At 70.6% G+C, this 15,229-nt stretch carries 13 protein-coding genes; 7 read left to right on the top strand and 6 right to left on the bottom strand.

The window, feature by feature from the left end; translation table 11 throughout:
• The first annotated feature begins 159 nt into the window (after nucleotides 1-159).
• Entirely contained in the window at nucleotides 160-1,233 is a 1,074-nt protein-coding gene (locus V8J39_RS03525; RefSeq protein WP_336459478.1) for a DUF475 domain-containing protein, read from the top strand.
• 84 nt (nucleotides 1,234-1,317) lie between these two features.
• On the opposite strand, the gene V8J39_RS03520 is transcribed toward V8J39_RS03525, so the two are convergent.
• On the bottom strand, nucleotides 1,318-1,533 hold the full coding sequence (locus tag V8J39_RS03520; protein ID WP_336459477.1) for a hypothetical protein: 216 nt from the start codon (nucleotides 1,531-1,533) through the stop codon (nucleotides 1,318-1,320).
• 289 nt (nucleotides 1,534-1,822) lie between these two features.
• Between V8J39_RS03520 and V8J39_RS03515 the strand changes: the two genes are divergently transcribed.
• The 5 genes from V8J39_RS03515 to V8J39_RS03495 all read left to right on the top strand — a co-directional run bounded on the left by V8J39_RS03515 (nucleotide 1,823) and on the right by V8J39_RS03495 (nucleotide 7,314).
• The gene (locus tag V8J39_RS03515; protein ID WP_336459476.1) at nucleotides 1,823-2,515 is read left to right on the top strand and encodes a paraquat-inducible protein A; all 693 of its coding nucleotides are present in this window, start codon (nucleotides 1,823-1,825) and stop codon (nucleotides 2,513-2,515) included.
• Nucleotides 2,512-3,135: a paraquat-inducible protein A gene (locus V8J39_RS03510; RefSeq protein WP_336459475.1), complete on the top strand. Its 624-nt coding sequence runs from the start codon at nucleotides 2,512-2,514 to the stop codon at nucleotides 3,133-3,135. The genes V8J39_RS03515 and V8J39_RS03510 overlap by 4 nt, the downstream gene beginning before the upstream one ends.
• Before the next feature lie 27 nt (nucleotides 3,136-3,162).
• On the top strand, nucleotides 3,163-5,301 hold the full coding sequence (locus V8J39_RS03505) for a PqiB family protein (protein ID WP_336459474.1): 2,139 nt from the start codon (nucleotides 3,163-3,165) through the stop codon (nucleotides 5,299-5,301).
• Nucleotide 5,302: 1 nt separating this feature from the next.
• Nucleotides 5,303-5,869 carry a PqiC family protein gene (locus V8J39_RS03500; RefSeq protein WP_336459473.1) on the top strand — a complete coding sequence of 189 codons (567 nt, stop codon included), beginning with the start codon at nucleotides 5,303-5,305 and terminating at the stop codon, nucleotides 5,867-5,869.
• Between the two features lie 197 nt (nucleotides 5,870-6,066).
• Entirely contained in the window at nucleotides 6,067-7,314 is a 1,248-nt protein-coding gene (locus V8J39_RS03495; protein ID WP_336460184.1) for an aminopeptidase, read from the top strand.
• Nucleotides 7,315-7,840: 526 nt separating this feature from the next.
• Here the strand turns inward: V8J39_RS03495 and V8J39_RS03490 are convergent.
• From V8J39_RS03490 to V8J39_RS03480, 3 genes are all read right to left on the bottom strand, one after another.
• Nucleotides 7,841-8,563, bottom strand: a complete 723-nt coding sequence (locus V8J39_RS03490) for a sugar transferase (protein ID WP_336459472.1) — start codon at nucleotides 8,561-8,563, stop codon at nucleotides 7,841-7,843.
• Between the two features lie 217 nt (nucleotides 8,564-8,780).
• Complete coding sequence (locus tag V8J39_RS03485; RefSeq protein WP_336459471.1) at nucleotides 8,781-8,966, bottom strand: hypothetical protein; 186 nt, start codon at nucleotides 8,964-8,966, stop codon at nucleotides 8,781-8,783.
• Between the two features lie 60 nt (nucleotides 8,967-9,026).
• Complete coding sequence (locus V8J39_RS03480) at nucleotides 9,027-9,791, bottom strand: metallophosphoesterase (protein ID WP_336460183.1); 765 nt, start codon at nucleotides 9,789-9,791, stop codon at nucleotides 9,027-9,029.
• A 246-nt stretch (nucleotides 9,792-10,037) separates the two neighbouring features.
• On the opposite strand from V8J39_RS03480, the gene V8J39_RS03475 reads away from it, so the two are divergent.
• Entirely contained in the window at nucleotides 10,038-11,654 is a 1,617-nt protein-coding gene (locus tag V8J39_RS03475; protein ID WP_336459470.1) for a GMC family oxidoreductase, read from the top strand.
• Nucleotides 11,655-11,883: 229 nt separating this feature from the next.
• Here V8J39_RS03475 and V8J39_RS03470 read toward each other — a convergent pair whose 3' ends face one another.
• Both V8J39_RS03470 and V8J39_RS03465 read right to left on the bottom strand, forming a co-directional pair.
• On the bottom strand, nucleotides 11,884-12,672 hold the full coding sequence (locus tag V8J39_RS03470; protein WP_336459469.1) for an FAD binding domain-containing protein: 789 nt from the start codon (nucleotides 12,670-12,672) through the stop codon (nucleotides 11,884-11,886).
• Nucleotides 12,673-12,793: 121 nt separating this feature from the next.
• Nucleotides 12,794-15,181, bottom strand: a complete 2,388-nt coding sequence (locus tag V8J39_RS03465; RefSeq protein ID WP_336459468.1) for a xanthine dehydrogenase family protein molybdopterin-binding subunit — start codon at nucleotides 15,179-15,181, stop codon at nucleotides 12,794-12,796.
• Between the last annotated feature and the right edge of the window lie 48 nt (nucleotides 15,182-15,229).

The following is a 15,229-nucleotide window of genomic DNA, read 5'->3' as shown; positions in this document are numbered from 1 at the left end:
CCCCTCTGGTGCGAGTAATCGGCGCTCGCATGATGTCGGCACCGCCGTGTGAAAAGCGAAGCCGGCTGGATCCTGATCCATGACATCCAAACCCTCCGCCTGCGCGATCCGCGCGGGCCAATCGCCCGTATCCGGCCCCCTCGCGACCGGGGGGGCGGCATGAGCGCGCAATCACCCTCCGGGACCTCGACGCTGGGCTATTTCCGCTGGGCCTTCATCCTGACCGCGGTCGGGCTCGCGCTGGGCGCCTGGCTTGGCTGGCAGATGACCGGCACCGCCTCGGGCACCGCGTCGATCTTCTTCATCTGCTGCGTGCTGGCGGTGCTCGAGATCTCGCTGTCCTTCGACAACGCGATCGTCAATGCCAACAAGCTCAAGGACATGACGCCCGAGTGGCAGCACCGCTTCCTGACCTGGGGCATCGTGATCGCGGTCTTCGGCATGCGCATCCTGTTCCCGGTGCTGATCGTGGTGATCGCCGCGAAGATCGGCCCTTGGCAGGCGATGGTGCTGGCCGCGACCGAACCTGCGGAATACGCCGCGATCATGAACGACGCGCATCTTCCGATCGCGGCCTTCGGCGGCACCTTCCTGATGATGGTGGCGCTGAACTTCTTCTTCGACCACGAGAAGGACGTGCACTGGGTCGCCTGGCTCGAGGACTGGGCCGCGCGCTATTCCTCGATCCGCGGGATCGAGATCGCGATCGTGCTTCTGATCATGCTGGGCTTCAGCCGGATCCTGCCGCCGGAGGAGTCGGTGCTGTTCATCACCTCGGCGATCTGGGGCCTTCTGACGTTCCTGCTGGTCGAGGTGCTGGGCGGCGTGCTCGACAAGACAGAGGAGACGATGTCGGGTGCGGCCCGCGGCGGTCTCGGCGCCTTCCTCTATCTCGAGGTGCTGGACGCGAGCTTCTCGTTCGACGGGGTGATCGGCGCCTTCGCGCTGACGCAGAACCTGTTCGTGATCGCGATCGGCCTCGGCATCGGCGCGATGTACGTCCGCTCGATGACGATCATGCTGGTCGAGAAGGGCACGCTGACGCAGTACCGCTTCCTCGAACACGGGGCGTTCTACGCGATCCTGATCCTGTCGGCGATCATGTACGTGCAGACCATCGTGCACATCCCCGAGGTGATCACCGGACTTGGCGGCGCCGCGCTGATCGGGATCGCGCTCTGGTCCTCGATCCGCTGGAACCGCCAGAACCCCGAGGCGGTCCCGGCCGAGTGATCGCCGAGCCGACGCTTTGTGAAAACGCGAAACGCCGCCCCGACAGGGCGGCGTTTTCGGTTTTCGGCGTTCGGCGCGGTGGGTTCAGACGTTGAAATGCGTCTTCGGGTCGATGCCGAGCAGTTCGAGATCGCGGGTGGCCGGCTGGCGGCGCGACTGCAGCGCGTGGGTGACGCGGGTGGCGGCGGCAAAGCTCGACACCAGCGACACGACCGTCGCCAGCGCGCCGCGCAGCATGGTCTTCGGGGCCGGAAGGGCGGCGGTTTCGGCGGGGCGGGCGGTGATGTTCAGTGCGGACATGGGGCAACCTCTTGCTTTCGTGATCATTCTGCGTTCGCGAAAGTCATGCTGCAATGCAGAAGACGGAAGCCCCGCCATGCGGTCAGGGCATGACAACCCCGCCATGCAGCGCAAGCAGGGCCAGGTCGCGGCGGATCCCGGGGGTAAACACCAGATATTGTGGTGGATACGGCGAATTTATCCCTCCCGGCGGCTGGACGCGGCAGAGCCATGGCCTAGAATGGCTGGGAAGGACGACGCGGTGCCCGGGACGCCGCACGGACCGTCCGATGGGGATCACGAGGCCGGTATGGACGACAGCGACCTTGCAAGGCTCAGGGCCTGCCCGCATTGCGACGCGCTCTATCGCCTGCCGGAGCTTGCGCCGCGCGAGCGGGCCGATTGCGCCCGCTGCGGCGCCACGCTGATTGCGCCGCAGGTGCGCGCCTTCTCGCGCAGCTTCGCGCTGGCGATCACCGCGCTGATCCTGATGGCGGGCGCCGTCTTCGGCCCGTTCCTCGACCTGTCGACCGCGGGGATGCAAAGCCGCGCCTCGGTGCTCGACGCGATCGAGGCGTTCTCCGACGGGGTGATGTTCCCGCTGTCGCTGGCGGTGGGGGCGCTGATCGTGGTGATCCCGGCGCTGCGGCTGGCGCTGATCGCCTACACGCTGGGCCCGATGCTGCGCGGGGGCGCGCCTTGGCCGCGGGCGGGGCAGGCGTTCCGGCTGGCCGAGCAGCTCAAGCCCTGGTCGATGGCCGAGATCTTCCTGATCGGCGTCGCGGTGGCGCTGGTCAAGGTCGCGGGCCTTGCCACGGTGCACCCGGGCATCGCGTTCTGGGCGCTGTGCCTGCTGGTGCTGGTCACGGTGCTGCAGGACACCAGCATGGACAAGGAAACCGTCTGGCACGCGATCGAGACCCGGCGCGGCAAGCCCGACGGCAGCTTCGGCGCCGCCGAACGGCCCACGGCCGCCACCCCCGCCATGGCGAAGCGCGCATGACCCTGCACGCCGCCCCCGGCACCGCCCGCGCCGCGGGCCTCGTGGCCTGCCGCAGCTGCGGCCGGGTCTACGGACCCGACCGCGACAGCTGCCTGCGCTGCGGCGCGGCGCTGCACAGCCGGATGCCGGGATCGCTGCAGCGGGTCTGGGCCTGGTGGTTCGCCGGGCTGATCGTGTACATCCCCGCCAACATCTACCCGATGCTGATCACCCGCACGATCGCCTATGACAGCGAGGCCACGATCCTTGCCGGCGTGGTCGAGCTTGCGGGCCACGGCGACTATGGCGTGGCGGGGATCGTGTTCTTCGCCTCGATCATGATCCCGCTGTCGAAATTCATCGCCATCGCCTATCTCGCGCTGTCGATCGGCCGCTCGGGCGGGGCGCGCGGCGCCATGGACGAACACCGCCAGCACCGCCTGCACACGGTGGTGGAATTCATCGGCCGCTGGTCGATGATCGACGTCTTCGTGGTGGCGATCCTCGCCTCGCTGGTGCAGTTCGACGCCATCGCCACCATCAACCCCGGCATCGCCGCCGTCAGCTTCGCGCTGTCGGTCGCCTTCACGATGCTGTCCGCCCAAAGCTTCGATCCCCGCTTGATCTGGGACGAGGACTGACCAACCGACCGTTTCCCGGAGACCGAATTGACCGATCCCGACGGCCGCTCCGCCCCCCCGGAGCCACCGCGCCGCCCCGAACCGCCCCCGACCGCGGGCGAGATGAAGATCCGCCCGGCGCGCGAGCGCTGGTGGCGGTCGCTCTCGCCGGTGTGGCTGATCCCGATCGTCGCGCTCGCGGTCTCGCTGGGCGTGGCCTGGAACAGCTATGCCGACCGGGGCCGGCTGATCTCGGTCAAGTTCGACAATGCCAGCGGGATCGAGGCGGGCTCGACCCTGCTGAAATACCGCGACGTGACCGTGGGACGGGTGGAACAGGTCGGCTTCTCGGCCGGGCTGAACCAGGTCGACGTGCAGATCCGGGTGGCCAAGGACGTGGCGCCCTATGTCGATCAGGATGCCGAATTCTGGGTCGTGCGCCCCGAGGTCAGCGTGCGCGGGGTGACCGGGCTCGATACCGTGCTGTCGGGCGCCTACATCGCCGGCAACTGGGACAGCGAGCAGGACGAGCCCAAGGTCGAGTTCGAGGGGCTGGCGCAGGCGCCGCTGATCTCGGGCCCGGGCCGGCGCGGGCTGCAGGTGACGCTGCGGATGGAGGACGGCAACCAGATCTCGGCCGGGGCGCCGGTGCTGTATCGCGGCATCTCGGTCGGCAGCGTCGGCACGCCGCGGCTGTCGGACGACGGCAGCCACGTGCTGGTCGATGCCGTCATCGACGAGGCCTATGCCGACCGGCTGACGACGATGACGCGGTTCTGGGACACCTCGGGCTTCGACGTCAACGTCGGCTCGTCGGGGATCAATCTCGACGTGCGCTCGCTCGCCTCGCTGATCGAGGGCGGCATCAGCTTCGAGACGGTGATCTCGGGCGGCGAACCCGCCACCCCCGGGCAGGTCTACGACGTCTTCGGCGACGAGACCTCGGCACGGGATTCGATCTTCTCGAACCCGATGGAGCGCGGCATCCCGCTCTCGGCCTCGTTCGACGGCTCGGTCGCCGGGCTCGCGGCCAAGGCCGACGTGATCTTCCGCGGCCTCAAGGTCGGCGAGGTCACCGACCTGACCGCCGAGGCGGTGGGCGAGGGCGCGGCGCGCCAGGTCTCGATGCTGGTGCGCTTCGAGGTCCAGCCCGGCCGGCTCGGCCTTGACGAGGAGGCCTCGACCGAGGACCCGGTCGAGGTGATGGCCAGCTTCGTGCGCGACCGCGGGCTGCGCGCGCGCCTCGCCACCGGCTCGATCCTGACCGGGTCGCTGGTGGTCGAGCTGGTCGAGGATCCCGACGATCCCGCCACGCTCGACACCTCGGTCGAGGGCTACCCGATGCTGGAAAGCGCGGCGGCAAGCGTGCAGGACTTCGCCTCGACCTCGCAGGGGGTGATCCGGCGGATCAACGGCCTGCCGATCGAGGAGCTGATGCGCTCGGCGATCGACACCCTGGACTCGATCCGCGCCGTCGCCGCCGACCCGGGCACGCGCCGGCTGCCGGGCTCGGCCGCGGACCTGCTGGACGACACCCGCTCGCGGGTGAATTCCGAGCAGATCACTGCGATCATCGACGATTTCGCCGCCACCGCCGCCGCGGCCCGCGCGACCGTCGAGAAGATCGAGCAGGGCCAGGCGATCGACCGGCTGATCGGCGCGGTCGGCCGGCTGGACGGCATCCTTGCCAATGTCGACAGCGCCGCCGCCGACTTCCCCGCCATCACCGACCAGGTGCGCGCGCTCAGCGAGAAGCTGAACACGATCCCGGTGCAGGAGCTGTCGGCCTCGGCCAACGACCTCGTGCAGAGCGCCGACGCGATCCTGTCGACCGAGGGCGCGCGCCAGCTGCCGGCATCGCTGTCGGCGGCGCTGGACGAGGTGCGCCTGTTCCTGGGCCAGGTGCGCGAGGGCGGCGCGATCGAGAACGCGAATTCCGCGATCTCGGCCGCCGAGCAGGCCGCCAACGCGATCCGCGACGCCGCCGCCACGCTACCCGACCTGTCGGCGCGGCTGAACGTGCTGGTGTCGAACGCGAACGGCGTCGTCTCGGGCTATGGCTCGGACTCGCGCTTCAACACCGACCTCGTCGCGACGCTGCGCGAGATCCAGCGCGCCGCGCAGAACGTGGCCGCGCTGGCGCGCACCATCGACCGCAATCCGCAATCGCTGCTGCTGGGACGCTGACATGCCGAAGACCACCCTGATCCCCCTCGCGGCCGCGCTGGCGCTGGCCTCGGCGCTGGCCGCCTGCACCAACCCGCCGCGCTACACCACCGAACCGCCGCCCTCGGCGCTGCGGGTGCAGACCGCGGCGCGCACGGTGCTGGTGCGCGACGTCTCGCTGCCGGAATATGCCTCGTCGGTCGAGATGGCGGTCGAGCATGACGGCGGCGCGGTCAAGAACGCGGGCTCGGCGCTCTGGGCCGACGAGCCGGTGCGCGGCTTCTCGGTCGCGCTGGCGAAAGCGCTCAACACCATCGCCTCGGCCACCGTCGCCTCGGAGCCCTGGCCGCTGCAGGGCCTGCCCGATGCCGAGGTCTCGGTCCGGGTCGCGCGCGGGCTGGCCGGGGCCGACGGGATCTACCGGCTGGAGGGGCAGTATTTCATCCTCTCCGAGATCGGCCGCGGCGGCGCCACCACCTTCGCCATCGCCGTGCCCACCGGCGGCAACAGCGCCGAGCGGATCGCCACGGCGCAAAGCGCGGCGCTGGGACAGCTGGCCGAGCAGATCGCGCGCAGCCTCGGGCGCTGAGGCGGCCCGGCGGCCCGGCGGCCGCACACGGCGCTTCGCGGCGGGCGCGCCCGGTGGTCGAGGGCGGAGGGGGCTCTGCCCCCGCCCGTTCCGGGCCCCCCGGGATATTTGGGCCAATGCGAAAGGGGCGGGCGGTTGACGCTGGCCGGGCGGGGGATAGTGTCGGGCTTCGCAAGAAGGAGTTCGACATGAGCGCGATGGGCGATGTGCCGGCGGGGGTGGATCCCGCGATGCTCGACCGGCTGGCCGAGGTGGCGGTGAAGGTGGGGCTGAACCTGCAGCCCGGGCAGGACCTGATCCTGACTGCGCCGATGGCGGCGCTGCCGCTGGTGCGGCGGGTCGCGGCCCATGCCTATGCCGCGGGCGCCGGTGTCGTGACCCCGCTGTTCGCCGACGAGGAGATCACGCTGGCGCGGTTCCGCCATGGCCACGATGCCAGTTTCGACGCGGCCGCGGGCTGGCTCTATCGCGGCATGGGCGAGGCCTATGGCGCGGGGGCGGCGCGGATGGCGGTCTCGGGCGACAACCCGATGCTGCTGGCCGAGCAGGACCCCGAGAAGGTCGCGCGTGCGAACCGGGCGAATTCCACCGCCTTCAAGCCCGCGCTCGAGAAGATCTCGACCTTCGCGATCAACTGGTCGATCTGTTCCTACCCGACGCCCTCCTGGGCGGCGCAGGTCTTCCCCGGCCTGCCGCAGGACGAGGCGGTGGCGAAGCTTGCCGCGGCGATCTTCGCGGCGAGCCGCGTCGACCGGGACGATCCCGTCGCCGCATGGGCCGCCCACAACGAGGCGCTGCACGCCCGCGCCCGCTGGCTCAACGACATGCGGTTCGAGGCGCTGCACTTCACCGGCCCCGGCACCGACCTGACCGTGGGGCTGGCGGATGGCCACGAGTGGCATGGCGGCAGCTCGGTCGCGCAGAACGGCGTGACCTGCAACCCCAACATCCCGACCGAAGAGGTCTTCACCACGCCGCATGCGCGCCATGTCGAGGGCTGGGTCGCGGCGACGAAGCCGCTGGCGCACCAGGGCACGCTGATCGAGGACATCCGCGTGCGCTTCGAGGGCGGCGCCATCGTCGAGGCGCAGGCGAGCCGCGGCGAGGCGGTGCTGCGCAAGCTGATCGACACCGACGAGGGCGCGCGGCGGCTGGGCGAGGTGGCGCTGGTGCCGCATTCCTCGCCGATCTCGCAATCGGGCCTGTTGTTCTACAACACGCTCTATGACGAGAACGCGGCCTGCCACATCGCGCTGGGCCAGTGCTATTCCAAGTGCTTCCTGAACGGCGCCACGCTGTCGGCCGAGCAGGTCGCGGCGCAGGGCGGCAACGCGAGCCTGATCCATGTCGACTGGATGATCGGGTCGGACCAGGTCGACATCGACGGCGTCACCGCGGGCGGCGACCGCGTGGCGGTGTTCCGCAAGGGGGAATGGGCGGTCTGATCCCGGGCCGGTCGGCGGCCTTATCGGGCCGGGTTCTCCTGGCGTCGGCGGGCAAGTCCCGCTGCCGCAGGAGACCCGGCGTGGCGGGGGCCGAGCGGCTGACGAGTGGTCCGCCGGTCACCGGGCTTTGATCCAGGGCCAGTGGCGGGCGGGCTGCACACGGGCGCGCGGCTTCGGACGGGGGCGAGCGCGAGTGGAGCCTGCGGGCCATGCACAAGATCGTGCCCGTGGTCTCCGCCGCATCTGGCGGGGCATGCTCCGCGCCGGGTTCGGCGGGACGGGCCCTGTCGTTCTGTAAGGGGACCTTGGTGGCGCGGGATCGGCTTCGGTGCGATCCGGGGCCTGGTGGCAGCCTCGGCTGCCGGTATCGAGGGGTGGCTGCCCGCGGGACCGTGGCCATGGTACTGGCCTTCGGGGGCATCTCGGTGGCCTGTTCGGAGGACTGTCCCGGGCCCGCCCGGCGCTCCGGCAGACCCCGACCCCCACCAGCCCGACCGCGGCATGCGGCGGGCCGGACCGCGTGGTGTCAGCTGCCGGTCATCCGCAGCACGACCCCGAAGGTCTTCCAGACATAGGTCGCATCGGTCTTCAGCGACAGGCGCGCGTGATAGCTTTCGTCGAAGCGGACGCGATCGGTGAACAGCGTGGTGCCGCGGCCTTCGACCTGCCAGGGGCCGGTGATGCCCGGACGCAGCCGGAAATAGGCCTTGCCGCCGGCCTGCACGTAGAGATGCTCTTGCGAGGTGGTGAAGGGCCGCGGGCCGACGAAGCTCATGTCGCCGATGAAGATGTTCCACAGCTGCGGAAGCTCGTCGAGGCTGGTCTTGCGCAGCAGCCGGCCGACCCTAGTGATCCGCGGGTCGCGCTTTAGCTTCTGGGTCGTGCGCCATTCCCGGTCGATCTCGGGGTTGCGGGCGCACAGCTCGGCCAGCACCTGCTCGGCGTTCGGCACCATGGTGCGGATCTTCCAGCAGGTGAATAGCCGGCCCTCGCGGCCGACGCGCTCCTGTCCGTAGAACCCCGCGGCGCCGTCCATCCGGGTCAGCACCCAGAAGATCAGCGTCGCCGGCAGCACCGCCGGGGCGAGGATCAGGACCAGGACGATGTCGATGGCGCGCTTGATGCGGCGGGAATAGAACCCCGACCGCTCAACCTCGGCCACGGCAACCGCCTTTCTGGCCGTCTTCGCAGTCTTCGCTGTCGCAGTCTCGGTCCGCGAATAGCTGTTGTCGAACATCACATCCTTCATGACTCAAGCTCCGGCCGGTTCAATCACATCGGGGCAAATGCACTGGTCGACAAGTGTCGTGCCAGCTTGAGGGCAGATCGGTCGTCAGGCTTTCCAAGTCGCATCGGGTCGGATCCTTCCAGCAGAAGACAGACTGTGCAACGCGCAGACAAGGAGAAAGTTTCTGCGATTGCGAGAGTATGCGCTAAAGTTTGCCACATTCGTCAGGATGCCCGATTCACGACGCGCTGCAGCGGCAAAATGCCAATAAGTTGATCTCAAACGGATGACGATCCGTCCCGATTGCGGAGATTTCGTTAAACATCTCGGGAAGTTCACGACGGCCAGATCCGGCCTTCGCCATGCATCCGCCCGGAATTCGACGTTTTGCCCAAAACGAAGTCATCTCGATCAGCACATCCATAAGTTGATTCGCGGTGTCGCGGGTTTCTGCGTCGCAGCGCCGAAGCGGCGGGGCCGGCGGTCAGGACAGGGTGAGGAACCGCGGCGCCGCCGTCTCCCCGCCCAGAAGCACCGCCGTCAGCCGGCCGTGCGCGTGGGCCCCGGTGTCGATCATGATCCGCCCCCGCGCCAGCGTCGCCCGGCGCATGACGGTGTGGCCCTGCACGATCCACATCCCGTCGTCGCGCCGCTGGCCGCCGGCGCCGGGCGGTCCCCACAGCAGGTCCTCGCGCCGCTGGTCGCGGATCGGGCGGGCGGGATCGCAGCCGGCATGGGTGATGACGACCGTGCCCGACTGCAGCAGCAGCGGACGCGCCCTGAGCCAGCCTTCGAGCGGCCCGAGCGCCGCGCGCAGGTCGCGCGCCAGTTGCCCCAGCGCCGCGTCGTCGGGCGTGCCGTCGACGGCAAGCCCGAAGCTTGCCAGCGTCTCGCGCCCGCCGTGGCGCAGCCAGCGCGGGCCCTCGGCCACCGGGTCGTCGAGAAAGCCCAGCAGCATCTCCTCGTGATTGCCAAGCAGGCAGCGCGCGGCCCCGGCCGCGTCCAGCGCCTGCACCCGGTGCAGCACCGCTGCGCTGGCCGGCCCGCGGTCGATCAGGTCGCCGACGAAGATCGGCAGCGCCTCGGGCGCCGCCTGCGCCAGCGCGGCGAGCATCCGCTCGAGCAGCGCCGCCATGCCGTGGATGTCGCCGATCACCGCGAGCGGCCGCTCGACCGTGGGCACGGTGTCGCCGGGGTGCAGGCGGGCGGCACGCGGGCGGGGCCGCAGGAAGGGAAGGCGCTCGAACATCGCCAACAGCTAGTCCGCGGCGGGCAGGAAGCCAAGGGCGCCCGGCACGGTCGCGCCGGCGCCGCCGGCGATCGGCGGGTGGCTGCCGGAGTGGCTGCCGGGGCGGGCGCCGCGACCGGCGGGGACCGCCGCGGCGGCGTGCCGGTGCGTCGCCGGCGGGCGCGGGCCTTGCCGCAGGCGCGCCGGCCTGCAATCCTGACCCCATCCGGCGAGGGGAGCGGCCGGAGGGCGGCGGCGGGGGAAGCCATGGAATTCGACTACATCGTCATCGGTGCGGGCAGCGCCGGCTGCCTGCTCGCGAACCGGCTGAGCGCCGATCCGCGCCGCTCGGTGCTGTTGCTCGAGGCCGGCGGCAGCGACGCCTACCACTGGATCCACATCCCCGTCGGCTATCTCTACTGCATCGGCAACCCGCGCACCGACTGGATGTACCGCACCGCGCCCGAGCCGGGGCTGAACGGCCGCGTCCTCGGCTATCCGCGCGGCAAGGTGCTGGGCGGCTGCTCGTCGATCAACGGCATGATCTACATGCGCGGGCAGGCGGCAGACTATGACCACTGGCGCCAGCTGGGCTGCACCGGCTGGGGCTGGGACGAGGTGCTGCCGTTGTTTCGCGCGCACGAGGACCATTACCGCGGCGCCACGGCGCTGCACGGCGCGGGGGGCGAGCTGCGGATCGAGACGGCGCGGGTGCGCTGGAAGGTGCTCGACGCCTTCCTCGACGCGGCCGAGCAGGCGGGGATCGCGCGCACGCCCGACTTCAACGGCGGCAGCAACGAGGGCGGCGGCTATTTCGACGTGACCCAGCGCGCGGGCTGGCGCTGGAGCGCGGCGCGCGCCTTCCTGGCCCCGGCGCGGTCCCGGGCCAACCTGACGGTGCTGACCGGGGCCGAGGCGCGCAGCCTGATCGTCGAGGCGGGCGCCGTGCGCGGGCTGCGCTTCCGCCACGAGGGGCAGGAGAAGACCGCGCGGGCGCGCGCCGAGACGGTGCTGGCGGCGGGGGCGGTGAATTCGCCGCAGCTTCTGGAACGCTCGGGGATCGGGCAGGGCGCGCGGCTGGCGGCGGCGGGGATCGCCCCGGTGCTGGACGCGCCCGGCGTGGGCGAGAACCTGCAGGACCACCTGCAACTGCGGCTGGTCTACAAGGTCACCGGGGTGCCGACGCTGAACGAGAAGGCCTCGACCCTGTTCGGCAAGGCGGCGATCGGGCTGGAATACGCGCTGCGCCGGTCGGGGCCGATGGCGATGGCGCCAAGCCAGGTCGGGATCTTCACCCGCTCGGGGCCCGAGAAGGCGACGCCGGACCTGGAATTCCACGTCCAGCCGGTCAGCCTCGACAAGTTCGGCGACGCGGTGCACCCGTTCCCGGCGATGACGGCGAGCGTGTGCAACCTGCGCCCCGACAGCCGGGGCTCGGTGCATCTCGACCCCGCCGAGCCGCAGGGCGCCCCGGTGATCGCGCCGAACTACCTGTCGACCGAGGGCGACCGCGAGGTCGCGGCCCGCGCGATCACGCTCGCGCGGCGGATCGCGGCGCAGCCGGCCTTCGCGCGGTTCTCGCCCGAGGAATACCGCCCCGGGCCGGACTATCGCAGCCGCGACGACCTGGTGCGCGCCGCCGGCGAGATCGGGACGACGATCTTCCACCCGGTCGGCACCTGCCGGATGGGCAGCGACCCCGGCGCGGTGGTCGATCCGCGGCTGCGGCTGCGCGGGCTTGGCGGCCTGCGGATCGCCGATGCCTCGGTGATGCCGACGATCCCGTCGGGCAACACCAACGCCCCGGTGATGATGGTGGCCGAGAAGGCGGCGGCGATGATGATCGAGGATGCACGGCTGGGGGCAGGGCTGGTCGACGCCTGACAGGCGGCGACCCGGCCGGCGTCCGGCCTGCCCCCGGCCGGTCGCGGTCGCCGCCAGCGGCGACCTCGGGGGGCCTGCAAGGGCGAGGCGGTAAACCCTAGGGGCGCGATCACCGCGGCCGGGCCCGGGGAACTTTCGTGCGGGCCCTGTCTTTCGGGCCCTTTCCTGCGGGCCCGGTCGTGCAGGGCCGGTCGCGCGGGCCCGACCCTGCGGGCCCGCGTCTGTCGGGTCAGGCGGCGGCGGTGACGGCGCGGCCGGTCAGCACCTTCACCAGATGCGCCCGGTACTGCGGCGAGCCGTGCAGGTCGCCGATCATGCCCTCGGCATCGACCGTCAGCCCGGCGATCGCGCCGGCGCTGAAATCGGCCGACAGCGCCGCCTCGGCCTCGGTCCAGCGGAACACGCCGTCGCCCGAGGCGCCGGTCACCGCGACCCGCACCCCGTCGGCCAGTCTGGCGACGAAGACGCCGGTCAGCGCGAAGCGCGAGGCGGGCTGGACGAACTTCTGGTAGTTCGCCGCCTGCGGGATCGGCAGCTTCACCGCGGTGACGATCTCGCCCTCTTCCAGCGCGGTGGTGAACATGCCCAGGAAGAAGTCGTCGGCCGCGATCTCGCGCAGGTTGGTCACGATGGTCGCACCGGTCGCCAGCGCCGCCGAGGGGTAGCAGGCGGCGGGATCGTTGTTGGCGATCGAGCCGCCGATCGTGCCGCGGTTGCGCACCGCCGGGTCGCCGATGTTGCCGGCAAGCGCCGCCAGCGCCGGGAACACGCCCGCCGCCTCGCGCGCGACGACGGCATGGGGCGTGGCGCCGCCGATGGTCAGCACGCCGCCCGCGGCGCTCACGCCCTTCAGCCCCGGGATGCCGGTCAGGCTGACCAGCACCGCCGGCGCCGCCAGCCGCTGCTTCATCGTCGGCAGCAGCGTCTGCCCGCCCGACAGCGCCAGCGCCTCCTCGGCGCCCAGCGCCGCGACGGCCTCGTCGATGCTCGAGGGCCGGACGAATTCGAAATTGTGCATCATTCGCTCCTGTCTCGCGTTGGTGCCCCCGGGCGGCCGGTCCGCCCGGATGGGGTGCCCCCGGGCGGCGCCGCCGCCGGGAAGCCATGCCCCGGGCGGTCCCGCCGCCCGGGGAGAGCGATCACTGCATCGCCGCCCAGACCTTCGAGGGGGTCAGCGGCATGTCGATATGGGCAACGGAATAACCGTTGCGATTCAACGCGTCCAGCACCGCGTTCACCACCGCCGGCGGCGAGCCGATCGCGCCCGCCTCGCCGCAGCCCTTCACGCCCAGCGGGTTGTGGGTGCAGGGGGTGACGCAGCTGTGGTCGACCTTGAACATCGGCAGGTCGTCGGCGCGCGGCATCGCGTAGTCCATGAACGACCCCGACAGCAGCTGCCCGGTCTCGTCGTAGACGCAGCCCTCCATCAGCGCCTGCCCGATGCCCTGCGCAAGTCCGCCCTGCACCTGGCCCTCGACGATCATCGGGTTGACGATGTTGCCGAAGTCGTCGGCCGCGGCGAAGGCCACGATCTCGACGCGGCCGGTCTCGGGATCGACCTCGACCTCGCAGCCATAGGCGCCCGAGGGATAGGTGAAGTTCGACGGGTCGTAGAAGGCCGTCTCCTCGAGCCCCGGCTCCAGGTCCTCCAGCGGGTAGTTGTGCGGCACGTAGGCGGCAAGGCAGACCGCGCCCCAGTCGACCGACTTGTCGGTGCCGGCGATGGTGAACTTGCCGTCGGCCAGTTCCACGTCGCCCTCGGGCGCCTCCATCAGGTGGGCCGCGATCTTCTTGGCCTTGTTGATCACCTTGTTCGCGGCCTTGACCAGCGCCGAGCCGCCGACCGCGAGCGAGCGCGAGCCGTAGGTGCCCATGCCCATCGGCGTGTTGGCGGTGTCGCCATGCACGATTTCCACGTTCGCGGCGTCGATGCCGATCATCTCGGCCACCACCTGCGCGAAGGTCGTCTCGTGGCCCTGACCGTGGCTGTGCGAGCCGGTCATCACCACGATGTTGCCGGTGGCGTTCACCCGGACCGTGGCGCTTTCATATAGACCCGCCCGCGCGCCCAGCTGGCCCACGAGGTTCGAGGGCGCGATGCCGCAGGCCTCGATGTAATGCGCAAGGCCGAAGCCCCGCAGCTTGCCGCGCGCCTTCGATTCCGCCGCCCGCGCCTCGAAGCCGGCGCGGTCGCAGACCTCCATCAGCTTGTCCAGGGTCGCGTTGTAGTTGCCGGTGTCGTACACGACCGCGACCGGCGTCTGATACGGGAACTCGGTGATGAAGTTCTGCCGGCGCAGCTCGGCCGGGTCGACGCCCAGCTCGCGCGCGGCCTTGTCCACCAGCCGCTCCAGCTGGAAGGTCGCCTCGGGCCGGCCCGCGCCGCGATAGGCGTCGACCGGCACGGTGTTGGTGAACACCGCCTTGACGTTCACGTAGATCAGCGGCGTGCGATAGTTCCCGGCCATCAGCGTGCCATGCAGCCAGGTCGGGATGCAGGGCGCGAAGGTCGACAGATACGCCCCCATGTTGGCGTAGGTCTCCGTGCGCAGCGCGGTGAAGTTGTTCGACGCATCCAGCGCCAGCTCGATCTTCGTCACGTGGTCGCGGCCATGGGCGTCCGACATGAAGGCCTCGGACCGGGTCGAGGTCCATTTCACCGGCCGCCGCAGCGCCTTGGCCGCGAAGGTGACGAAGGCCTCCTCGGCATAGTGGTAGATCTTCGAGCCGAAGCCGCCGCCGACATCGGGCGCGACGACGCGCAGCTTGTGTTCCGGGATGCCCAGCACGAAGGCGCCCATCAGAAGCCGGATCACGTGCGGGTTCTGCGAGGTGGTGTAGAGCGTGTGGTTGTCGGTGCCGAACTCGTAGTCGCCGACCGCCACGCGCGGCTCCATCGGGTTGGCGACAAGGCGGTTGTTCACCAGCTCGAGCGTGGTGACATGCGCGGCCTCGGCGAAGGCGGCGTTGACCGCCTCGCGGTTGTCCTCGACGAAGCCCCAGTCATAGCACAGGTTGGTGCCCTGGTCCTCGTGCACCAGCGTCGCGCCCTCGGCCAGCGCCGCCTTCATGTCGATGACCGCCGGCAGCTCCTCGATCTCGAGCCCGATCGCCTCGGCGGCATCGCGGGCCTGGGCCAGCGTCTCGGCCACGACGCAGGCGATCGGGTCGCCGACGTGGCGCACCTTGCCTTCGGCCAGGATCGGGTGCTTGGGCTCCTTCATCGGCTGGCCCTGCCGGTCGGTGACCAGCCAGCCGGTCGGAATGCCGCCGACACCCTCGAAATCCTTCGCGGTGAAGACCTTCAGCACCCCCTCCATGCCCTCGGCGGCCGAGGTGTCGAGGCTGGTGATCCTGCCATGCGCCACCTCCGAGCGCAGGAACCAGGCATAGGCCTGTCCGCGCAGGTTGATGTCGTCGGTGTAACGGCCGCGCCCGGTCAGGAAGCGCAGGTCCTCGCGCCGCTTCGACGCGGCACCGATGCCGGTCGTCTTGGCGCCGATGTCGTCGCTCTGGTCCTTCGGCATGGTTTCTCCTCCCTTGCCTTGGAATATCGCCCTGTGTGGTCGTCAGTG

Origin of the sequence: Frigidibacter sp. MR17.24 (assembly GCF_037095655.1) — a bacterium.
Classification (GTDB): domain Bacteria; phylum Pseudomonadota; class Alphaproteobacteria; order Rhodobacterales; family Rhodobacteraceae; genus Frigidibacter.
Note: the sequence above shows the minus strand (reverse complement) of the source record. Positions and strands in the feature narration are given on the sequence as shown.